Genomic DNA, 22,321 nt, shown 5'->3' on the forward strand with positions numbered 1-22,321 from the left:
AAACCCGCTCGCCCACCGGCCGGACGTCGCCGTTCCCGTGCGGGGATATTCAGTGGGGTCACGGAGCCCCGTCAGGCACAATGCCCGCGATGATCTCCACTGCCGACCAGCTGCTCGCCGCCCTCGAACCCCTGCCGCACGCCGCCCGGCTCCGGTTCACCGCCGTCACCGCTCACCGGCTCGCCGCCGGAGGCGGACTGCGGCCCCTGCTCACCGCTCTGGCCGCGGGAAGCCCGTACGAACGCCGCCTCGCCGCGCTGGCGGCCCTGACCGGCGGAGAGCCGGATCACCTGGTGGCCCGGCTCGGCGACCCGGACCCCGTGGTCCGTCGGTACGCGCTGCGCGGCGCCCGGCGACTGTCCGTCCCGGACGCCGCTGTCGAGGCCGCCTACGACGACGCGCCCGCCGTGGTCCGCGCCGACCTCGCGCGGCTGTTGCGTGACGGGCGAAGGCCCGGACTCGCCGAGCGGCTCGTGCTCCGGGTGCGCGGCGAGTACGGCGACCGGGACGCGGCACGCCTGCTGCCGGGTTGCTCGACGGAGTTCACGGCACGGCTGCTGCCCGAACTCGCCGGGGCGCTCGCCTTCGAGGGCTGGAGCACACTGGCCGTACGCCATCCCGCCGCCGTCCTCGACCATGCGGAGCGGGAACTCGGGGGCATACCGCAGCGGTTGCGCGACCTCTGGTGGAGGCGGCACGCCGCAGGAATCGCCGCAGCGCTGCCCGCCGCACCGGGTCGCGTCCTGGACCTGCTGGAGCGGTACGGCCCCGACAACCTGCCCGGTCCGCTGCACGACCGGCTGGGCGACCTCGTCGCGGTCGACGCCGAGCGCGTCGTGCGCTGGTTCGCCGCCCCCGACCGGACGGCCGCACGGTGGGAACGGACCCCGGGCCGAGCCGTCATGCGGCAACTGGTGGCGGCGGACCCGCCCTCCCTGCCGACGCTGGGGGCCCGGTGGTTCCACCGGGAGGCCTTCGGCGTGCTGCTGCGATCGATGCCGCCGGGGCGCCGGGCCCGTTTCGTCGACGCGGTCGTCGCCGCGGGTGATCCGCGTGGGAACGTCCGCGCGCACGCGGGGGTGATCGCCCCGCTGCCGCCCTCCGAGCGGCACGCCCGGGCCCGTGCCGCGATCGACGCGGTCCGCGCCGAACCCCATGCGGGATGGGACCTCTGGGGCCTCCTCGCCCTGTTGCCGGCCGCCGAGGCCCGCCCGGAGCTGCTGGCCGGCCTCGGTACCGATGACGCCGACGAGCGCGGGACGATCTGGTACCAGCTGATCGCCAACGCCGGCCACAGCCGTGATCCGGGACAGATCGCGGAGGTCCTCGCGCTGGCCTCCGGACGACTCACGAACGAGCGCGACCCCGTACGCGAGGAAGCCCTGTCCGCCGTCGCCGACCTCCCGGCTCCCGCGCTCGTGGCAGCCCTCGCGATCCGCGCGTCCGCCGGGGGCCGCGCCGGGTCCGCGTCCCTGGAACGGCTGTGCCTCGACGGCCTGAGGGCCCGGGACTGCTCGCACGCGACCCGGGACACGATCCGGACGCTGGCCGTGACGCTCCTCTCCAGCGCCACGGACGAGCGCGCCGCCGACGGCGCGGCCACCACGGACGTGCCCGCCGACGCTGTCGGTGCCACCGCCCTGCGGACCGCCGTCCACCTCGTCGAAGCCCTGACCGCGCACACCGGAGCGGTACGGCTCGGAGGCCTGGGCACCCTGTTGCGCGGCGGCGGAGCGGGCGCCGTGCTCGGCGCGATCGGACCGTGGCTGGACAGGGCCGCCGCCTCCGGAGACGTCGCGCCGCTGCTCGCGCTGGTCAGGTCCGCCGGACGTCGCGCGTACCGGATCCCGGACCTCCAGAAGCGTCTCGAACAGGCCCTGAGCGACTGCCCCGACGGGGTCTTCGGCGAGGTCGCCGTGGCCTGGCTGGCCGACCCGGCGTCGCGGGGCGACCGCGTGGCCCAGTTGCTGGCGCGGGAGCCGTCCGCGGCCTTCGTGCCCCAGGTGCTGGCCGTCCTCGCCGCGGAACGCACCGACCTGCTGGACCGCGCCCTGCTCGGGACACCTCTTCCGGGCGGCAGGTTCCCGGCGGCCGGCGCTCCCCGGCCCTTGCCCCCGTTCCGGTACGCCGACCGGTGGCTGCCCCGGCAGCAGGAGGCCGCGGTCCGGCTGGCCGCGACCGTCATCGCCGATCCCGGCCGGGGCCTTGACGAACGCGCGGCGCTGCTCCGCGCGGTGGCCCCGGTGCCGGAGCACGGCAGGGCCCTCCTCCAGCGGTACACCGCCCCGGTGCCGAGCACGCCCGGGCGCGAGAGGGCGGCGGATCCTTCGACCGACGACGTCGGGTCCCCCTTGACGGCGGCGGCCCTGGACGCGGCCGCCCACACCGACGACCCGGCCTCGGCCCTCGGCGCCCTTCTCGACCACGCGGGCGACGACCGGGCGGCGGCCGCCTGGTCCGCGGCCGCCCGCGCCGCGGCCCACGCCCGGCCCACCCGGGTGGCCGCCCTGCTCCATGATGCCCTGACCCGCGAGACCGGGGTGAAGGTCACCGTCAGGAAGGCGGCCGCCAGGCTCGCCGCCCGTCATCTGCCCCCGGGGGCCGCCACCGCGCTCCTGTCCACCGTCGGCCGTACCCCGGGCATCCACCGGGACGTGCACGCCACCGTCGTCGGCCTGGCCGCGACGCTGCTGCCGGACGAGCGGATGTGGGCCCTGCTGGAGTCGGCGGTCGCCGACGGCCCCGAGGCCGCCCGGAACGCGGTCCTGGACCTGAGCCCGGCGGAACTGGCCCCCGCCCACCGGTCGCGGTACGGGGAGCTCGTCGCCCGGCTGGCCTTCGCCCCCGAGGAACTGACGGCGAACCAAGCCTTGTACGGCCTCCGCGACTGGGCGCCGTACACGCCCGCCGCCGGCAGCGCCCTGGCGGACGTCTACACCGACCTCGCCTCGCCCCTGAGCGTCTATCGGGCGGGGTACGCACTGACGGAGCTCGCCCAGTCCGGACTGCCCCATCCGATCGGTGGTGCGGCGCCCGGCAGCTTTCTGCACGACGTCGTGGACCGTCTGCTGGCGCTCATCGCGGCCGGCGAACCGGAGGGCGGCGGACGCGACGGTGATCTTCCGGCGCGGCGTCGCCTCGACTCCCTCTTCAGCTCGACGATCCGGGACCCTCGGACGTGCGCGGTCCTGGCCCGGCAGCTGGCCGCCGAACCGGCGGTCACCGCCACCCGCACCGCCCTCCTCGTACGGGCGGTCGACCTGGCGGCGGCAGAACCCGAACTGCTGCTCTCTCTGCGTGAGTTGACCGCCGCGATCGAGGGTCGACCCGTCCTCGCGGCTCGGGTGGCCGAGGATGTGGAGGAGGCACACCGGTACGGCAGGCCGCTCGCCGACCCCGCCGCCGTTCTGACCGCGATCAGCGTTCTGAGCGGCGACGGCGGCCTGGTGGAGGGCCTCCTTGCCGTCGGCCTCGCCGCGGCCCTCGGCGCCCGCCTGGACTGGCCGGAGCGTTGCCGAACGGCCCTCGTGGAACTGCGCCGCCACCCGGAGTTGGAGGTCCGGGAGGCCGCGTACGCCACGGTCCTGGGAGGCGGCTGAACCCGCCGCGGGCGCCGGCCGGAAAAAGATTCGATCAGCCGTGGCCTCGCGGTCTAGGGTCAGCGACGTGGCAACGAAACTCAATCAGATCATCGCAGTGGAAAAGGGCGTCAAGTCCCGGGCGCATCAGGACCTGACGGCAGCTCATCACGGACTGCAGAAGCCCGCGTTGCTCGCCGGCATCTCCCGCACCTACCAGCCGAAGGACGAGGAGGGTGAGCAACTGCCGCCCGAGTCCACGCTGGTGCAGGTGAAGGCCGAGGACGTCCTGCGCGACACCGCGCGGGCCCTGACCCGCCTGTTCGATGTGACGGCCACCAAGGACTGGGCGAACTGCGAGGCACGCGCCGACATCACGGTCGACGGGCGTGTGCTCGTGGAGCGGGTGCCCGTGGGGTACCTCCTGTTCCTGGAGAAGCAGCTCACGGACATCAACACCTTCGTGCGCAAGCTTCCGGTGCTGGACGCGGCGGAGTCGTGGACGCAGGACCCGTCGACCGATGCGTGGAAGACCGAGGTCGTGCGCACGGTCCGTACGAAGAAGGTGCCGCGCAACCACGTGAAGGCGGAGGCGACGGACAAGCACCCGGCGCAGGTCGATGTGTACTACGAGGACGTGCCGGTCGGTTACTGGACCACCGTGAAGTTCTCCGGTGCGCTGCCGGCCCGGCGGGTCAACGAACTGCTGGAGCGGGTGGAGAAGCTCCAGCAGGCGGTGAAGTTCGCCCGCGAGGAGGCGAACAGCGCCGAGGTCACCGACCAGCGGGTCGGCGACGCCGTCTTCGGCTACCTCTTCGGGTAGCCGGGACACCACAGACTCCCCGGCCACAGAACACGGCCGGGGTGCGCGAGGAGCGCAAAGCTGAAGCTGAGCCTTGTCGTGACATCCGCGGTTCCAGTGGAGGTTCGAGTCCTCCTCCCGGCACTTCACGCCGGGATGGCCCAACCAGGCAGAGGCAGACCGCGGTCAATCTCAGACTATTGCTCCAGACTCAGCATTCGCCGCTCATCGCCGGATCGACCGGGCCCGGGCCCAGGTGCGTCGAAATGCCAGTTCGAATCTGGTCCGCCGAGCTCGATCGGCGGTGGTCCAAAGGCAGGACGCGACGCAATGACGAATGACCCGGGTTCTCAAGTGTGCCGGCGTGTGATGTGAGTGGCATTGACAGGGTCCGGGGGCAGGCTACGCCCTCGGACCCGCTCCTTTTCCAGACCTGCGGCTCTCGTGGTCGGCGCCGTTGCGCGGGCACGTGCTCCGGACCCCTGTGGTGCGTGCAGCCCTGTGAGGGGTACGGCGTACGAATTCTGGCGCAGAAAAGACTGGAGAATTGACTGGGGGGAATCGTCGGACAGAGAAAAGCGTCCGAATCATCGTCTCCCGGTTCTGATGTCTCAGAACTTCGTGCTGCACTTCATCGGGTACTCGTTGCCGACGAAGGAGACGCAGACGCGGTAGTAGTAGCCGCCCCCGCCCAGCATGTTCGACCAGTCCGAGCCACCCGTGGTGGACGGGACCCGGATGCTGAGCGAACGGATCAGCTTGCCGGACACGTCGTACTTCTCGATGTACCCGAAGGAGTTGTAGAGCGAGTTCGAGGAGTTGTTCGTCACGCGGACCCAGGCCGCGGTGCACCCCATCGACCAGCGCAGTTCGGCCTTGCGGCCGTTGTTGTCGATGGTCCGTTCCGTGGAGACGTTCGCCGTCTCGCAGGCCGTAGCCCTCGGGCCCTGGTTGTCGCAGCCCGCCCCGCTACAGCTCGCGGCGAAGGAGGTGCCGGCCAGGGGAACCATGCTCATCGCGATGACGGCAGAAGAGACGGTCGCGGCACGGGTCAATATCTTGTTCACGAGGACTCCGATTTTAAATCAAGCCATGCGGGCACTTATGTGCGGCGCCGGATGATCATAGGAGCGGAGCGTCGGGCTGGCAATCCTATCCGATGGCGAAAGCGAGATTTTCGGTCGAAGTTCGAGTGGAGGTCATGCGAGTAGATGGCAAATTAAGTCAGCCTTTGCGTTATTTCCACGTTTCCTACCCTTGCTCCGGTATGGCACCTCATGCTGCGGCTCGCCTTTATGGGGTGGAGGCGAACACATCCGTTGACCCGAGGCTTCCTCGGTCAGGCGGGATCGCAGCCACGGCAGGCGGCGCGGTGAACCGCGTGCGCGCCGCTGATGACGTCCAGGTAGGTCTGCGTGGCGCGGGGGGAGTAAGAGGAAATGGCCGGGAGCGGTACCTCGGTCCCGTCGCGCAGGACGAGTGAAGGAGCGCCCGTCCCGGCCGGGCCCGTCCCCCGAAGGCTGGTGGTCACCTCACGCAGCGAGCACCAGGAGACGGTGCGCGAGCGCCCGAGGCCGCGCTCGGTGATCCCGGCCGCGTCGACCCGTACGCCGACGACCGCGCCCCGGACGGCGATCCAGGCGCCGGCGACGCCGATCACCAGGAGCAGGACGATGCCGAACGGGCCATCCGCCTTGAAGAACGCCAGCACGCCGACCAGCGCGAACACGCCCCCCACCGTCGTCAGTACGACTTGCTGCGCGGTGCTGCCCAAGTGGTGCGTGGGTATCGGAAGGTCCGAAGTGGGTTGCATGGTGAGGGACTTTACGTGGACTCTCCCCGTCCGGCCGAGCGATCACCGGATCCGTCGGCGGGTCGGCGGGCCGACGCCGGGAAGGCGGCGGCCCGTGCCGCGGGGCACGGCGGCGACGGTACCGACCACCTTCCGGTCGCTCACGAAGTGCGTCGCTTCATCTCGTCCTGCGCCCTCTGCGCGCTCCGGTGCACCTTCTCGATCCCCTCGCGGGCCGCGGCCGCCATCCGGTCGGCCTTTCCCTCCCACTCCAGGCGTGAGTCGCCGGTCGCCTTGCCCGTGGCCTCCTTGATCTCGCCCTTGACCTTCCCCACGGTGCTCTTGCGCATGATCGGGTTCCTCTCTCGTGGTGCTCAGCCGGCCCGGCCCTCCAGGGTGCGGACGATCGCCGTCGAGAAGGCGTCGAGGTCGCGAGGCCTGCGGGAGGTGATCAGCGGATGGCCGCCGGAGGTGTCGACGACGACCTCCCGGTCCACCCAACCGGCGCCCGCGTTCTCCAGGTCCGGGCGGAGCGACGGATAGGAGGTGAGCTCACGACCCCGGGCCAGACCGCTGTCCACCAGGAGCCAGGGGCCGTGACAGATCGCCGCGACGGGCTTGCCGGCGGCGGCGAAGGCCGCCAGCAGATGCCGCGCCCGGTCGTCGGTGCGCAGCCGGTCGGCGTTCACCGTGCCGCCCGGCACGACGACGGCGTCGTACTCCTCCGCGTCGCCGACATCGGCGAGGGTCGTGTCCGGCATGACGTCGGCGCCCGGCCGCCGGTCCGACACGAGGGTGTGGACGGGTTCGTGCCGCTGGGCGGCGACCGTCACGCGGGCGCCCGCCCCGCGCAGCACCGCGACCGGCCTGTTCAGCTCGTCCTGCTCAGTCCCGTAGTTCGTGGTGAGGACGAGAACGCTCATTCCGTCGAGTGTCACGTCGTCGCTCCTCGGCGCCCGGCACGGTGCCGGGCCTTCTCCCGGCTGCTGCCCCCGTCGCCGTGGTTCATGCGACGGGCCCGGTCCCACCCGGCTGTGCCATGCCCAGGACACGCCGTGCCGGGTGGCCGAGCAGGAGGACGGGGCTGCCGGCTCGGCGATGAGCCAAGCGGGAAGGGGCCTGGTCATGAACATCAGCGAGAGGGCGCCCCGCGTGGTCGTGGGCGTCGACGGCTCGGAGGCGTCGCTGAGGATCGCCGGTCGAGGCCGAGGAGTGATGTCGCGGAGTGAGCGAGTCAGTCCGTTCCCCGTCGTGCCGATACGTTCCTGCGGCGTTCGACCGCGCGCTGCAGGAGCCGTATCAGACATACCGCGGTGACCACCCACACAGCGGCGAAGCACCAGATCGGTGCGGGCGAAGAGGACGCGGCGGCGAGGCCGAACAGGGCCACGCAGGCGATGCCGAGGACGATGGTGCACCAGCCCAGCCGGTTCCGCAGGACCGCGCCCCAGGCGCCTCCCGCACCCTCGTGCCGCCGTGCGTGCGCGAGACCGAGCGTACGCAGCCGGCGGTTGAGGGATTCATCGCCTCGAAGGCCCTCTTCGATGCCTTCGAGGATCATCCGTTCCTGGTGGGTGAGCTTGGGATCGTGCATGACGAACTCCCGTCGAGCGGTCCGGTCACGGTCACGTCCAGGTGGCACGCGGACTGAGTACCGGACCATGTTCCCCGACTCGCCCGCGCCCGGGAATCCCCGCGCACGATTGTTCCCGTTCATGCGTGACCCACAGGACAGCGACTAGGCGTCCGCGACCACCACAGGTGTCTCCTTCGGCGACTCCTCCTTCGGTGAGCGTCCCAGCGCACGGATCGCGGGTAGGGCGAGCATGACGCCGATCAGGGCGATGCCCATGACCGAGGAGAACAGCAGCACCCGGTCCGCGCCGAAGGCGTCCGCCGCCGGGCCGGCCAGGGCTCGCCCCAGGGGGATGACCATGATGGAACCGGCCACGTCGTAGGCCGAGACACGGCTCAGGACCGCGAGGGGAATGTGGGACTGCACGCTCGTCGCCCACATGACGCCCCAGAACGCGAAGCCGCAACCCGCCACGACCCCGGTCAGCGCGGTCACCGTGAACGACCAACCGAGGGCCGGTGCCAGGGGGTTGAGGGCGAAGAAGAACATCGCGCAGGCCCCCGCGACGAGCGGGCGGCGCGGGCGGACCCGCATGCCGAGCAGGCCGCCGATGATGGTTCCGGCGCCGTCGGCCGAGGCGATCCAGCCGTAGCCGCCGGCACCGTGCTGTTCGGTGAGCAGTGCCGCGCCCAGCGGCAGGGCCGGGCCGAAGACGAAGAGGCCGTACACCGCCCATACGGCGATGACCCCCCACAGCCAGGAACGCGACCGGAACTCGTGCCATCCCGTGGCCAGCCGCTGCCACATCGGGTCGTCGCTCTCGTCCTTGGCGGTGCTCAGCTTGCGCAGCGGCGCGAGGCCGAGCGCGCTCAGCGCGTACGCCGCCGCGATGACCACGAAGGAGCCCGCCACGTCCCAGTAGGCCACGAGGAGACCGGCGACGCCCGGACCCAGCAGGGTGCAGATCGCCTCGGAGATCCGCAGCAGCGCGTTGGCCCGCTGGATGTCCTCGGCGACCTGGGGGACCAGGCTCGCCAGACCCGGTTGGAACATCGCGGTCGCGGCGCCGCTGAGCGCCAACAGCGCCATGATCTGCCAGAGTCGTATGTCCGTGGCGATCAGCAGTACCGCGAGCACGAGCATGGCCACCATGCGCACCACATCGGCGCCGACCATCATCACCTGCGGGGTGAACCGGTCGGCGAGCACGCCGCCGAACAGCACGAGCAGCACGATCGGCGCCATCCACGCGGCCAGCGCGTACCCCACCCCCGCAGCCCCGTAGCCCGCGCCGAGGACGGCGGTCGTGAGCGACACCATCAGCATGCCGTCGGCCAGCAGCGAGGTGCTGCGGGCCGTGAAGAACAGCCGGAAGCGACTCGACCGCCACGGGCTGGGGGGAGAGCCCTGCTCCTGCTGCGCGGTTACCTCATCCATCGTCATGTCACATCCGCCGGTCCCGGCCGGTCCCTTCCCTGAGAATCTCCTGCCGGAGCCAGGCGCTGCTCCGGTCCGCCTCCGCCGGCGGGTCCTGGACGATCACGTACCGGCGCGGTGCCAGTACCCCGGGGCGGCCGGGGAGCGCGTCCATGAGTGCGGTGTGGGCCTCTGCCGGTGTCAGCGGGGTGTCACCGGCGGCGATGTACGCCGTCAGGGCGCGCTCCTGCGGCACGCTCTCGTTCGGCGCGTCCACGGTGACGTGGACGGGCAGGCCCTTCAGCGCCTCGCTCAGCGTCTCCGCCACGAGCGGCGGCGAGGTCCAGCAGCCGTCCACCCGGCACCATCGCGGCCCGCGCTCGACCGGACGTACGCCGGTCACCGCGGTGAGCGAAGCGAGGGGTACGTCGTCCGTGGCGGCCGCCTCCAGGAGCCGTACCAGCCCGGTGAGGAAGCCCTCCGCCTCGTCCCGCTTGAACAGCGCGGGATCCACCCACGTGCTCAGATGGATCAGCGGCTCCGTCGCGTAGACGAAGGTCAGGACGCGGGTCGGCAGCACTTGCTCCGGGCCCCACGTCAGTTCCAGTCCGGGGCTGTCGGCCCCCTCCGGTCGCGGGACGGCGGCCCCTTCAGGCTCCGGGCCCGTGCCCCTCTCCGGTTCCGCGTCCGACGACTTCTCCTCGCTCGCGGACGTGACCGAGGCGACGGTCGCGGGCAGGGTGCTGACGTCGTTGAAGACGACATCGCGCGCGAACCGGCTGCCGCGCTCGAAGGTGGCCTCCCCGATCATGTCCCAGAGGCGGACCGCGTCGAACTGGCTGTGCCGGTACGCGTTGAGCGCGGCCCCCCAGGCCTTCTTGAGCAGTGCGTCGAAGGTCGGCACCCGGACGTCGAGGGAGAGCAGCGCGTCCTGGGACAGGGTGTTCACCGAACGGGCGAGCCGGGAGTGGTAGCGGTTGGCGGTGGGGGCGGCGGCCACGCACGTGGTCTGCTCCGTACGGTGGGCGACGAGTACGCACCACACGGTCAGGAGCACGGTGGACGGCATGGCGCCGGTGCGTTCGGCCACGAGCGCGAGCGCACGTGCCGCCCGCCGGGACCGGAGGGTGAGCTGCGGTGCCCGCACCTCGGTACCCTCGGCGCCCGGTTCCGCGAACATGGCCTGGGGCCCGGTGCGGATGATCCGCTCCCAGTACCGCAGTGAGGCCTCGGACTTGCGGAGCCCGGCTGGGGCCGCCTCCTCGGTGGCGAGGTCGAGCGGGGTGAGGGACGTCGGCGGGGGGAGCGTGCCACCGGCGAGCAGGGTCAGCCACTCCTCCTTGAGGACCGCGAGGGCGCTGACGTCGGCCACGGCGTGGCTCGCCGCCATGGCCACGAAGACGGGTGCCCCGGACACGGCGACGAGGGAGATGCGGAGGGGGAAGTCCCGGTCCAGGTGGAAGCGTTCGGCGCGGGCCCTGCGGGCCAGCGACTCGGCGTACCCCGCGGCGTCTCCGGGCAGCTCCTCGTGGTCGAGGACCGTGACCGTGAACACCCCCTCGGTCGCGACCACTTGTTCTCGGGGAGGGCTTCCGGGGGCGCTTCCGGAAGCCTTGCCGGAAGCGCTGCCGGGGGCATGCGGGAAGGTCGTACGCAGTGCTTCGTGCCGTACCGCGAGCGCACGCAGGGCGTCGAGCGCCGCCTCCGTGCGGGTGCCTTCGGGCACCGGCCACACGTCGTGGATGTTGATGTGCTCGGGCTCGTCCCGCAGCATGCAGCGGATCATGTTGGCCTGCCCCATGGTGACGGGGCCCCGGCGCTCCTCGCCGCCCGCGTAGGCGACCGTCAGCGTGTGCGTGCTGTCCGGGGGGCGGTGACGGTGCGGGCTCATGCGGTGCCTCTCGCGGACTCGTGAAGCGGCTCGGGGCGGGAGTGCGGCCGGCTCGCGCGGGTCAAGGCCTCCCAGGCCTCGGTCAGGAGGGCGAACTCCTCCATGTCCTGCCGGGCCTCGTCGAGGAGCTGCTCACGGAGGGAGGCCAGGGCGTCGGCGGCCGTGGTGTAGCGGCCGCCGAGCGTGCGGTACGAGCGGTCGAGGACGGCGAGCCGGTCGGCGTTCTCCGACCGGTCGACGGCGGTGCCGTCCCTGACGAACCCGGCGACGGCGGACGCCCGGATGTGACCCCCGGTGTCCAGCAGCGCGTCACCGGCCTCCTTCATCGCGGCGTACACGGCGTTGAAGTGGGGCGCGGAGAGGAGGAACTTGGCGAAGCGCACCTGGTAGGCGAGGAATCCGGCCTCGGAACGGCGTTCGCCTGTATGGAAGTTGACGATGTGCCGGTTGTGGAGGACCCCTGGCAGCCCGGCGTCCTGGACCAGGTGGATGAGGAAGTAGTCACTGCCGATGGTGTCGGTGGCGGGCGGCAGGGGAACCCGGCCGTACACCTCGCGGTCGAAGGCGATGTTGCACATGTCCACGCGCATCGGGCTGACGCTCATGAGCGTGGTCCGGTCCCCGGTGTACGCGGCGGTCCCGGCGCCCCGGAAGGACTCCGCGATCAGGTTCCTGCGCCAGATCTCGGGGTAGCCGTCCGGGATCGACAGGCCGACGACGTCCTCGTAGACGACGGGATCGAGGCGGCGGATCTCCTCGACGTCCACGGACATCTCGCCGACGAAGGAGCCGCCGACCAGGGCCACCGGCCGGTCCGCGTACGCGGGGTCGAGCCTGCTGCGGGACACCAGACCGGCCACGTCGGCGGCCCGCAGCCCCAGCGTCGACAGTTCGTGGTGGAGCGGGAAGACCGGTTCGCCGTCCAGGTACTGGTAGCGGCTGTCCGAGTCCCGGCGGTGGACCGACGTGCAGCCGAGTGCCTCCGCGATGAGGAAGGCACGGTTGGTGCACGCTCCGTAGGAGACCCGGTCCGGCAGCATCAGAGCGAGCACACGGTCGGGCTCGGCGACGCCGGACCGGGCGATCACGTCCCGCAGCAAGGTCCGCTGCTCGTCCTCGTCGAGGTGGTGCACGGTCACGCCGGGGACCGCGGGCAGCGAGGCCACCGCCTTCCGGTGTGCGGCGAGCACCGTCGCGTCGGAGGAGTCCAGGACGAGGAGACGTACCTCGACGCCGAACCGGCGGGCACCGTACGCGGCCTCCTCGGCCACGGCCCGGATGGTGTCGGCGCAGGACCGGTTGGTGGGGAGGGTCAGACAGACACGGCGCACGTCGGCTCCCCGCCCTGGCCGGGGACGTCCGACCCCTCGGCGCTGCCCCGGTCCTTCCACGAGGTGAGTCCGAGCAGTCGGCTGCCGAGTTCGTTCAGGTCGGCCGTGGGGTACCGCTCGGACTCGTGGCGTACGGGGTCCCCGACCAGCGTGCGGTTCCAGCGAGGGGTCCGCAGGTGGCGCCAGGAGTCGACGCGGGAGCGCTTCAGGCGGTCGTGCTCCTCAAGGGCCGGCATCATCGACAGGTACTGGACCGCCCGCACCTGGTCCCGGGAGACGTTGCGCGCCACGCCGTGGGCGAGGAGGCCGTTCCAGATCAGCAGGTCACCGGGGTGCAGGTCGGGGCGTACGACGGGGTACTCGGTGCGGTCCACGGCGGGGCGGAGGGGGTCACGGTCGGCCGGCTGGTCGATCTTCCATTCCTCGAACCTGCGGAACAGCTCCGGGTTGCACTGGAAACCGCCTGATTCCGGCCGGGTGTCGTTGAGCGCGATGATCCCCTGCACCCGCTGCGGCGGGACCCCGAGCGTGGTGTCGATGTCCCAGTGGAGCTCGATGTCGAAGCCGCGGTCGGTGGGTTCGATCAGGGCGCGGTCACGGTTCCCGACGTTGGGCGGGTTGAGGTTGAGCCGGTCCTGGGTGACCCACAGCTCCTCGCAGTCCCACACGTCCACGAAGGCGTCGTACACGCGCTGGGCCTGCCGGTTGTCCCAGAGGAGCTGGTGGTGGTACGCCTCGACGAAGCCGTAGACGTGCAGCTGCTGGTCCAGTTCGGAGCGGAACGGCCGGTCCTCGTACCAGCTCTCCGGCCTGTCCGGATCGAGGCCCTGGAAGTCCCAGGTGAAGTCGAGGAGGCGCTTCGCCGCCTCCGCGGGGATCGCCTCCCGGACGATCACATAGCCGTACGTCTGCCAGTGGGTGAAGTCCTCCTCGGACAGCACCCGCAGCGGCTGGGACTTCTTCAGCTCCCTCAGGGTGGTCTGGGCGAGATAGGACTCGCCGTCCGCGCTGAAGTACGGCAGGTCCGAGGCCGCCCGGTGGAGATGGGGGCGGCGGCGGGGGCGATGGGGTGCGGGTGTCGTCATGCGGTCCCTCCAGCGGGAGTCGGGGGAGGCGGTTCGGCTCGGCGGCAGCGCGGGCCGGGCCCGGAGCGCGAGGAACCCCTCGTGGAGCACCCGCGGGGCGAGGGGCCGGGCGTCGTCGGTGGCCACGTCGTTCAGAAGAATTGGTTTAGACCATAGCCGCTGTCAAGTGTCATCTCAATATGCGGAGTTGTGACGTCTTCGCGATCCGGATGTGACTCGGACATACTCCCCGCCCCGGCTGCTTTGGTCTAGACAACAGTCGCGTGGCTGGCTTACTGTCCCCCTGCGCAGTCCCGTCCCTGACGGGACATCAGCCGGTTGTTCGCTGCTGCGCGCTGCGGTCAACGGCGACCACATTCAGGGACGTTCGTACGTACCCGCGTACGCGAAGAAGCGCGCACGCGGCACCACGACGACGCCGCAGCGAATTCGTTCCGACCGTCCGGCCGACACCCTTGACTGTTCACCCACGCCCAGAGGGAGCGGTTTCCATGAGCACACCCAGCACCACGGCCCTGCCGGACGGTGGCCTGAAGAGCCCCGGCCCGGGCCTGATCACGCTGGACCCGGTCCGCACCGCGCTCCTGCGCGGTCTGGACGACCTGCTCACCGGACTCGCCGCACGGCTCTCCGCGCCCGAGGTCGTCGGCCCGCCGCTGCTGTCCGTGGACGGCCTGTCCCGGCTCGACTTCTTCCGCAACTTCCCCCATCTCGGCGTCTCCGCAGGGCGGTTCGCCCCGGACGCGCTCGACGGACTCGCGGCCGGAGAGACGCCGGGGGAGCTGCCGCTGCAGCCGACCGGCTACCTGCTGCCGTCCGCCACCTGCTACGGACTGCTCCTCTCCCTCGAAGGCCGTGACGTCGGCGAGGCCGGCCTCCGCCTCTCCGCCGCCGGACGCTGCTTCCGCAACGAGACCCACTACGACGGGCTGCGCCGCCTGTGGGGCTTCCACATGCGCGAGGTCCTGTACCTCGGCACCAAGGAGGGCTCGCTCGAACACCTGGAGAGCGGCGCCGAGTTCATCCTTGAGGCGGCGGCCCTCCTCGGTCTGGAACTGAACAGGGCCGTGGCCGACGACCCGTTCTACGACAAGGGCGGCTCCCGGGCCCGGCTGATGGCACTCGACCCGGTCAAGCACGAGTTCTGCGCCCCCGACGGCACGGCCATCGCCTCCGTGAACCGGCACCGCAACTTCTTCGGCGAACGGCTGGACATCCGCGCCGGCACGCAGGGCCCGGCGTACAGCGCGTGCGTCGCCTTCGGAATCGAGCGCTGGGTCCACGCCATGATCCTCACCCACGGCAGCCCCGAGCGGGCCCTGGACCGGCTCCACGACGCCCGCCGGTGACCCGGCTGCCCGGCACGCCCACCCACCCGCACCCTCACGTGACCCCGCACCACCAGTAAGGAGCGACCCCTCCCCATGGAACGCATCGCCGAGTGGCTTCACGAGAAGAACCCCGGCCTCGACGGCCCGATCGCCAACGACGAGGACCTCATCGAGGCGCGTCTCATCGACTCGATGGACTTCCTGGAGTTCATCGACCTCCTGGAGGAACTCTCCGGGAACACCATCGACCTCCAGGAAGTCACCATCGACGACTTCCGCACCCTCGGCCGCGTCCAGGAACGCTTCCTGAGCGCCGCCGCCGGCTGACCGCCCGCCGGCGGTGACGGACGGTCCGGGGCCCGCCCGGGACACGGCCCTCGCGGTGGTGGCCACCACCCGGGAAGTACTGGCCCGTCCGGACCTTGACGAGGGCCTGCTGACGTCCTGGGAACGGAGCCGCCTCGCGGGGATACGAGTCCCGCGCCGCCGTGACGACGTGATGGCGGCGCGACTCCTCGTCCGCCTGTGCGTCGCCCGCTACACCGGCCTGCCGCCGGCCGCGGCGGACCTCGCCCAACTGTGCCCCGAGTGCGGTCGGCACGGCCACGGACGCCCGTATCTGCGCGACCGCCCCGGGGTGGGCGTCAGCCTCAGCCACGCCGACGGCCTGGTCGCGGCGGCCGTCGGCCCGGACGCGATCGGCATCGACGTCGAGCCCTCGACGCGCCGACCGGGCCCCCTGCGCGTCCTCCGTCGTCTGCTGCCCGAAGCGGAACTCGCCGAGGCCACCGCCCACCCCGACCCCGGCCCGGCGCTGCTCCGCCTCTGGGTCCGCGGAGAAGCCCGACTGAAGGCCGGCCACGACGCCGGCCTCAGGCTGCTGGAGTGGACCGACGGGGACCGCGGGGCCGTCGCGGCGGTGGCCTCCACGACGAGGACCGCGATCTTCTCGGTCTGATGCGGCCCGCTCGGCTGCCCCGGCCTTCCCAGGCTTCCCCGCCTCCCGGCCCACTCGGCCCGGGCGCCCCCGCTTCAGCCTCTACCCCAGTGAGCCCCTCCCTGTCCCTCCGGAAGGTTCCGGGTGCTCCGGCCCGTGGCCCGGTCGCTAACTTCCAAGCGGCCGGAAACCACGTTCGTCACGCTCCCCACCCGGAGGTCACGTTGACCGCGCAGCGCCCCACCCGCAGAAGCATCCTCAAGTCCGCCGGAGGACTCACGGCCGCGATGGCCCTGGGCGCCGGAGGCGTCCTCGCGGGGGCTTCGGCGGCCTCGGCGGCCGGCGACGGCTTCGGTCTGCGCATCGTGGACCGCAACGAGAGCGACCACCGGATGTGGTACTACCGCTTCGCGACCGACGCGATCGGCTGGAACCCCGCCGTGAACGTGCTGCTCCCCGACGACTACCACTGGAGCGGCCGCACGTACCCCGTCCTCTACCTCTTCCACGGCGGCGGCACGGACCAGGACTTCATCACCTTCGACCGCGAGGGCATCCGCGCCTGGACGGCCGGCAAGCCGATCATCGTGGTCATGCCCGACGGCGGTCACGCCGGCTGGTACTCCAACCCCGTCAGCTCCAACGTCGGCCCCCGGAACTGGGAGCACTTCCACATCGCCCAGCTGCTCCCCTGGGTGGAGGCGAACTTCCGTACCTTCGCGGAGTACGACGGCCGCGCGGTGTCGGGGTTCTCGATGGGCGGCTTCGGCGCCCTGAAGTACGCGGCCAAGTACTACGGCCACTTCGCCTCGGTCAGCGCCCACTCCGGCCCCGCCAGCCTGCGCAGGGACAACGGCCTCGTGGGCCACTGGGCCAATGCCTCGGCCGCCGCCCTCGACCTGAACGGCGGCACGATCTACGGGGCCCCGTTCTGGGACGAGGCCCGGGTCAGCGCCGACAACCCGGTGCAGCGGATCGAGAGCTACCGCCACAAGCGCGTCTTCCTCGTGGCCGGCACCAGCCCGGACCCGATCAACTGGTTCGACACCGCGAACGAGACCCAAGTGCTCGCGGGACAGCGTGAGTTCCGTTCCCTGCTCGGCAACGCGGGGATTCCCCACGAGTGGTACGAGCTGCCCGGCGGTCACTTCATCCGCCACGACATGATGCAGCGCGACATCGACGGCATCATCGGCCGACTCCGCAAGGCGTGACCCGCGCGCGCTCCTCGTGCCGCCACCGCGACCATCCCACCCACCCCGAGCCGACCAAGGGGAGGAGCGTCCCGTGCTTCTCGGACTGCCCCCACTGACCCGCCTGTCCCCACCACCCCGCTCATCACTGCCGACCCGCCTGTCACCGCTGTCCCGACGTGCCGTGATCTGCGTTCTCGTGGTGGTCGTCGCCGCACTTCTGCCGGGCCTGGTGGCCACGACTCCCGCCGCCGCCCGGACCGCTACTTCCGCCGCCGCCTGCCCGACCACCGGAGTGGTCACCCAGCCCTATCACAGCGGTCACAACGGCGTGGACATCGGCGACGACCTCGGCACACCGATCTACGCCGTGGGCGACGGCGAAGTGACCATCTCCGGCTACGTCGGCGACTACGGCCAGTGGATCCGCATTCAGCACGCCGACGGGAGGATCTCCGAGTACGGGCACATGTACCAGCGGGACGTCTCCGCCGGCGACCACGTCGTGGCCGGCCAGCGGATCGCCCTGATGGGCTCCGAGGGCAACTCGTCCGGCTCCCACCTGCACCTGCGGATCTGGGGAGACCCGTCCGCCTCGTACGGCATCGACCCCGAGCTCTACCTCGCCGAGGGCGGCATCACCCTGCCGTGCGTCCCGGGTACCGGCGGGCCGCCGCCCAGGCCGCCGCTGGTGTACCCGGCGGAGTCGGGCCGGGTGGTGTCCGCGAGGTCTGCGGACGGGCGCCTTGAGGTGTTCGCCGCGGCTGCCGACGGTGTGCACCACGCCTGGCAGATGCAGTCCAACGGCAACTGGTCCGCGTGGGAGTCGCTCGGCGGTCCGGGCAACGCGGAACTCGCCATCGCCCCCAATGCCGACGGTCGTCTGGAGGTGTTCGCGTTGAACGGGAGCACGTTCCAGCATCGCTATCAGTTGTCTCCGTCGGGTGGTTGGTCGAGTTGGGAGACCTTCGGCGGTGGCGGGCGTGATGTGGCGGCGGGTGTGAACGCGGACGGGCGGATCGAGGTCTATGCCTCGGGTCCGGTCGGGTTGTTCCATCGGTATCAGGCGGCGCCGAACGGCGGTTGGTCTAAGTGGGAGTCCGCTGGTGGTGGGCCTGCCGACAGTCGGGTGGAGATGGAGAAGTCTCCGGACGGTCGTCTGGAGGTGTTCGCCATGAACGGGAGCACGTTCCAGCATCAGTATCAGACGGCCCCGAACGGTGGCTGGTCGCAGTGGGACACCTTCGGGGGCGGTGGGCACGACCTGACTGTCGACCACAACGCCGATGGTCGTCTGGAGGTCTTCGCGTCCGGCCCGGTGGGTGTGTTCCACAAGTATCAGACGAGCCCGACGAGTTGGTCGGAGTGGGAGCCGACCGGGGGTCCCGCGAACGCGCAGCTCAGCAGTGAGCGTACGCCGGACGGTCGTGTCGAGGTCTTCGCCATGAACGGTGAGACGGCGATGCACGCCTGGCAGACCGGGGTCAACGCGCCGTACGGCGACTGGGCCACGTTCGGCACCGGCGGCACGGAGGTCACCGCGACCACCAACGCGGACGGCCGCATCGAGGTCTTCGGGACGAGTCACGCCGGTACGTTCCACCGCTGGCAGACCGGTCCCGCCACCTGGTCCGAATGGGCCTGGGTCAGCAACACCGCGGGCCCTGTCCTCAATTGATCCACCACGCCATCCGAAGGAGGCAGTAGGTGACCAGCGTCCAGCGCTCCTCGCCGACGAGACCCACGTCGTCCCGGCGCGGTGCTCCGCACCGGATCGTCCTGTCGCTGCTGACGTCGCTGCTCGTCGCCGGAGGCCTCCTCGTCGGGGCCTCGCCGGCGCAGGCCGCAGCCAGTGATCTCTGCGCCCGGACCGGCTACGACGCCGGCTTCAGGGGCGACGGCCTGGTGACCGCCGTCGCCGTCGCACTCGCGGAGTCCAGCTGCAACCCGTCGGCGACCAACGTCCAGAACAACACGCCCCCCTCCAGGGACCGCGGCCTGTGGCAGATCAACGACTACTGGCATCCCGAGGTCGACGACGCCTGCGCCTACGACGCCCAGTGCAACGCGAACGCGGCCTTCGAGATCTCGAACGGCGGTACGGACTGGACGCCCTGGTCCACCTTCAACCAGGGCCATCACTGGCGGCACATGGACGAGGCGCAGGCCGCTGTGGACCGCCTCGGGCACCATGAACCGGGGCCCGGCCCGCTGGTGTACCCGGCGGAGTCCGGTCGGGTGGTGTCGGCGCGGGGCGCGGACGGGCGCCTTGAGGTGTTCGCGGCGGCTGCGGACGGTGTGCACCACGCCTGGCAGCTCCAGGCGAACGGTGAGTGGTCGGCTTGGGAGTCCCTGGGTGGTCCGGGCAACGCGGAACTCGCGATCGCGCCGAACGCCGACGGTCGTCTGGAGGTGTTCGCGTTGAACGGGAGCACGTTCCAGCATCGCTATCAGTTGTCTCCGTCGGGTGGTTGGTCGAGTTGGGAGACCTTCGGCGGTGGCGGGCGTGATGTGGCGGCGGGTGTGAACGCGGACGGGCGGATCGAGGTCTATGCCTCGGGTCCGGTCGGGTTGTTCCATCGGTATCAGGCGGCGCCGAACGGCGGTTGGTCTGAGTGGGAGTCCGCTGGTGGTGGGCCTGCCGACAGTCGGGTGGAGATGGAGAAGTCTCCGGACGGTCGTCTGGAGGTGTTCGCCATGAACGGGAGCACGTTCCAGCATCAGTATCAGACGGCCCCGAACGGTGGCTGGTCGCAGTGGGACACCTTCGGGGGCGGTGGGCACGACCTGACTGTCGACCACAACGCCGATGGTCGTCTGGAGGTCTTCGCGTCCGGCCCGGTGGGTGTGTTCCACAAGTATCAGACGAGCCCGACGAGTTGGTCGGAGTGGGAGCCGACCGGGGGTCCCGCGAACGCGCAGCTCAGCAGTGAGCGTACGCCGGACGGTCGTGTCGAGGTCTTCGCCATGAACGGTGAGACGGCGATGCACGCCTGGCAGACCGGGGTCAACGCGCCGTACGGCGACTGGGCCACGTTCGGCACCGGCGGCACGGAGGTCACCACGACCACCAACGCGGACGGCCGCATCGAGGTCTTCGGCACCAACCCGACCGGCACGTACCACCGGTGGCAGACCGGATTCTCGTCCTGGTCCGAGTGGGGCTGGGTGAACAACACCGCTGGTCCTCCCATGAACTGACCCGTCGTCCGACCGCCGCCGAAAGCCCGACCCGTGGCCGGCCGCGCCCCTGTGACGCGGCCGGCCACGAGGGCCCTCTGGAGAGACGAGCATGCATCCGATCAGCCGACGGAACCTGTTGCGCGGCGCCGCAGGGGCGGGCGCGCTCCCTCTGCTGCTCCCCGGCCGAGCCGCCGCGACCACGGCCGGCATCGCGGCCCGCACCCCCGCTGTACCGCCCGCTTCATGGATCGGCGCGGCCGCACCCTTCACCCACGTCTACGACCCGTCCACCCCCACCCGTCCGCGCTATCTCAACGACCACACGGTGATCAAGGCCCAGGGCCGCTGGCACCTGTTCAGCATCGTCGGGGACAGCGCCCCGCCCGGCGAGTCCCCCGACAGCTCGGGGGAGATCGCCTTCGCCCATGCCTCCGCGGCGACTCCGCACGGGCCGTGGACCAGCCACGCCGACGCCCTCACCGTCGACCCCTCCTACTTCGGGGAGGAACATCTGTGGGCGCCGCATGTCGTCGAGGCGGGTGGCACGTTCTGGATGTTCTACGCCGCGGGTGGCGCCGGCGGTGCCGCGATCAACCTCGCGACCTCGACCGACCTGGTCACCTGGACCCGTGAACCGTCCGGTCCCCTCTTCCGGGGGCTCGCGGCCCGCGACCCGATGGTCGTCCGGATCGGCGGCGAGTGGGTCATGTACTACACCGAACTGTCCGGCCCGGGCGGCCACCATGTCGTGTCCCACCGGCGGTCCGCCGACCTGGTCCACTGGAGCGCGCCGGGCGTCGCGTTCACCGACGCGAGCTCGGACGCGACCGTCTCGGTGACCGAGTCGCCGTTCGTCGTCGAACGGGACGGCTGGTACTACCTGTTCATCGGTCCGCGCAACGGCTACGAGGGCACCGACGTGCTGGCCTCGCGCGACCCCTTCCACTTCGACCTGACCGGGTACGCGGGTCACCTCGCCGGTCATGCCGTCGAGGTCTTCGCCGACGGGGAAGCCTGGTACGCGAGCGCCGCCGGATGGTTCCGGCGCGGGCTGTACGTGGCTCCGCTGGCCTGGCGGGACACACCACCGTCGTGGCAGAGCCCGGACAACCCCGTCGCCGGGCTCGACGTCGACGGCCGCCTGACCGTCTTCGCGCTCGACGCCGGTGACCGCTCGATGCTGCGGCGCGTCCAGCTCGACCCGTCCACCGACACGTGGGCGGAGTGGGAGGCCTTCGGCGGGCCGGCCGGGGCCGTGCCCACGCTGGGCCGTGACGCCGACGGCCGTCTGGAGGTCTTCTCGCTCGCCCCGGGTGGCGTCAACCTGCACCACCGGGCGCAGCGCCCGGACGGCGGCTGGCGGGACTGGGAGGAGTTCGGCGGTCCGGCGGGCGCGGCCCCCGCCGTCGCCCGCAACGCCGACGGCCGCCTCGAGGTCTTCGCCCTCGGCCCGGGAGGCGCCTCCGTCGCGCGACGGAGGCAGTCGTCCCCGGGGTCGTCGGTCTGGGAGCCCTGGGCCGCCGGATTCGGCGGTCCGGCCGGTGCGCCGCCCGTTGTCGCGGCCAACGACGACGGCCGCCTGGAGGTGTTCGTCCTGGCGCCGGGCGGGGCGGCGCTCCACCACCGGTGGCAGACGTCGGCCAACGGCCCCTGGGCCGAGTGGAACGCGTTCGGGACCGCGGCCGGCGCCGCGCCCCGCGTGGCCCGTGACGGCAGCGGCAGGCTCGCCGTCGTCGCGATCGGCCCGTCGGGCGTGGGGGCCTTCCACCGCCGCCAGTCCGTGCCCAGCGGCGGCTGGGACGCCTGGCAATCGCTGTTCGGCTGGACGGAGGCGGCCCCGCTGCTCGCGCCCAGCGCCGACGGGCGCCTGGAGGCCTTCGCGCTGTCCCCAGGGGGCGCGCGAATCAGCCACCGGTGGCACCGCACGCCCGGTGGCCCCTGGGATCCCGGCGACGACTTCGGCGAGCCGGGCGTCCTGCTCGCCGGCACGCCGTCGGCCGCGGCCGACGCCACCGGTCGGCTGCACGTCTTCGCGGTGACGGCGGACGGCCGGATCCGTACCCGCGTACAGGACCGGCCCAGCGGCGGCTGGCGCCCCTGGACCTCGTTCGGCGACCGGGCGGTCGCCCCGCTCCGGCCGGGCGTCCCCGCCTACTGACGCCGATGTCTCCCGGCCCGAAGGAGTGCGTTCGACGAAACCGAAACG

The 22,321-nt window shown here is 71.7% G+C and carries 18 protein-coding genes and 1 pseudogene; 10 read left to right on the forward strand and 9 right to left on the reverse strand.

The features are described from left to right. The first annotated feature begins 89 nt into the window (after positions 1-89). The 3 genes and pseudogenes from OG514_RS28520 to OG514_RS28530 all read left to right on the forward strand — a co-directional run bounded on the left by OG514_RS28520 (position 90) and on the right by OG514_RS28530 (position 4,524). Positions 90-3,599, forward strand: a complete 3,510-nt coding sequence (locus OG514_RS28520) for a hypothetical protein (RefSeq protein ID WP_266899684.1) — start codon at positions 90-92, stop codon at positions 3,597-3,599. A 67-nt stretch (positions 3,600-3,666) separates the two neighbouring features. Continuing rightward, entirely contained in the window at positions 3,667-4,401 is a 735-nt protein-coding gene (locus tag OG514_RS28525; RefSeq protein WP_266899686.1) for a hypothetical protein, read from the forward strand. Between the two features lie 35 nt (positions 4,402-4,436). Then, positions 4,437-4,524 (forward strand): annotated as a pseudogene (locus OG514_RS28530). 467 nt (positions 4,525-4,991) lie between these two features. Here the strand turns inward: OG514_RS28530 and OG514_RS28535 are convergent. The 9 genes from OG514_RS28535 to OG514_RS28575 all read right to left on the reverse strand — a co-directional run bounded on the left by OG514_RS28535 (position 4,992) and on the right by OG514_RS28575 (position 13,471). Then, on the reverse strand, positions 4,992-5,447 hold the full coding sequence (locus OG514_RS28535; RefSeq protein WP_266899688.1) for a DUF2690 domain-containing protein: 456 nt from the start codon (positions 5,445-5,447) through the stop codon (positions 4,992-4,994). Positions 5,448-5,719: 272 nt separating this feature from the next. Then, positions 5,720-6,193 (reverse strand): PH domain-containing protein, encoded by a 474-nt coding sequence (locus OG514_RS28540; protein WP_266899690.1) that lies wholly within the window; start codon positions 6,191-6,193, stop codon positions 5,720-5,722. 140 nt (positions 6,194-6,333) lie between these two features. Continuing rightward, positions 6,334-6,522 carry a CsbD family protein gene (locus tag OG514_RS28545; protein ID WP_266899692.1) on the reverse strand — a complete coding sequence of 63 codons (189 nt, stop codon included), beginning with the start codon at positions 6,520-6,522 and terminating at the stop codon, positions 6,334-6,336. Positions 6,523-6,546: 24 nt separating this feature from the next. Next, the gene (locus tag OG514_RS28550) at positions 6,547-7,095 is read right to left on the reverse strand and encodes a type 1 glutamine amidotransferase domain-containing protein (protein WP_266900992.1); all 549 of its coding nucleotides are present in this window, start codon (positions 7,093-7,095) and stop codon (positions 6,547-6,549) included. A gap of 311 nt (positions 7,096-7,406) precedes the next feature. Next, positions 7,407-7,766 carry a hypothetical protein gene (locus OG514_RS28555; protein ID WP_266899694.1) on the reverse strand — a complete coding sequence of 120 codons (360 nt, stop codon included), beginning with the start codon at positions 7,764-7,766 and terminating at the stop codon, positions 7,407-7,409. A 144-nt stretch (positions 7,767-7,910) separates the two neighbouring features. Further along, positions 7,911-9,191 (reverse strand): MFS transporter, encoded by a 1,281-nt coding sequence (locus tag OG514_RS28560; protein ID WP_266899696.1) that lies wholly within the window; start codon positions 9,189-9,191, stop codon positions 7,911-7,913. Between the two features lies 1 nt (position 9,192). After that, entirely contained in the window at positions 9,193-11,055 is a 1,863-nt protein-coding gene (locus OG514_RS28565; RefSeq protein WP_266899698.1) for a condensation domain-containing protein, read from the reverse strand. Continuing rightward, positions 11,052-12,386, reverse strand: a complete 1,335-nt coding sequence (locus OG514_RS28570; protein ID WP_266899700.1) for a DUF6271 family protein — start codon at positions 12,384-12,386, stop codon at positions 11,052-11,054. The genes OG514_RS28565 and OG514_RS28570 overlap by 4 nt, the downstream gene beginning before the upstream one ends. Then, the gene (locus tag OG514_RS28575; protein ID WP_266900993.1) at positions 12,368-13,471 is read right to left on the reverse strand and encodes a phytanoyl-CoA dioxygenase family protein; all 1,104 of its coding nucleotides are present in this window, start codon (positions 13,469-13,471) and stop codon (positions 12,368-12,370) included. The genes OG514_RS28570 and OG514_RS28575 overlap by 19 nt, the downstream gene beginning before the upstream one ends. A gap of 491 nt (positions 13,472-13,962) precedes the next feature. Here OG514_RS28575 and OG514_RS28580 point away from each other — a divergent pair, with 491 nt between their 5' ends. From OG514_RS28580 to OG514_RS28610, 7 genes are all read left to right on the forward strand, one after another. Further along, positions 13,963-14,820, forward strand: coding sequence for a hypothetical protein (locus tag OG514_RS28580; protein WP_266899702.1), 858 nt, complete (start codon positions 13,963-13,965; stop codon positions 14,818-14,820). Between the two features lie 75 nt (positions 14,821-14,895). After that, the gene (locus OG514_RS28585) at positions 14,896-15,129 is read left to right on the forward strand and encodes an acyl carrier protein (RefSeq protein ID WP_266899704.1); all 234 of its coding nucleotides are present in this window, start codon (positions 14,896-14,898) and stop codon (positions 15,127-15,129) included. A gap of 13 nt (positions 15,130-15,142) precedes the next feature. Further along, positions 15,143-15,760, forward strand: coding sequence for a 4'-phosphopantetheinyl transferase superfamily protein (locus OG514_RS28590; RefSeq protein ID WP_266899706.1), 618 nt, complete (start codon positions 15,143-15,145; stop codon positions 15,758-15,760). 203 nt (positions 15,761-15,963) lie between these two features. Further along, entirely contained in the window at positions 15,964-16,953 is a 990-nt protein-coding gene (locus tag OG514_RS28595) for an alpha/beta hydrolase family protein (RefSeq protein ID WP_266899708.1), read from the forward strand. A 181-nt stretch (positions 16,954-17,134) separates the two neighbouring features. Beyond that, a complete protein-coding gene (locus tag OG514_RS28600) occupies positions 17,135-18,610 on the forward strand; it encodes a peptidoglycan DD-metalloendopeptidase family protein (RefSeq protein ID WP_266900994.1) in 1,476 nt (491 codons plus the stop codon). Positions 18,611-18,639: 29 nt separating this feature from the next. Then, positions 18,640-20,133, forward strand: a complete 1,494-nt coding sequence (locus OG514_RS28605) for a hypothetical protein (RefSeq protein WP_266899710.1) — start codon at positions 18,640-18,642, stop codon at positions 20,131-20,133. 91 nt (positions 20,134-20,224) lie between these two features. Continuing rightward, entirely contained in the window at positions 20,225-22,273 is a 2,049-nt protein-coding gene (locus tag OG514_RS28610) for a family 43 glycosylhydrolase (protein WP_266899712.1), read from the forward strand. Positions 22,274-22,321 lie beyond the last annotated feature (48 nt).

Source organism: Streptomyces sp. NBC_00572 (assembly GCF_026341815.1).
Lineage (GTDB): Bacteria > Actinomycetota > Actinomycetes > Streptomycetales > Streptomycetaceae > Streptomyces.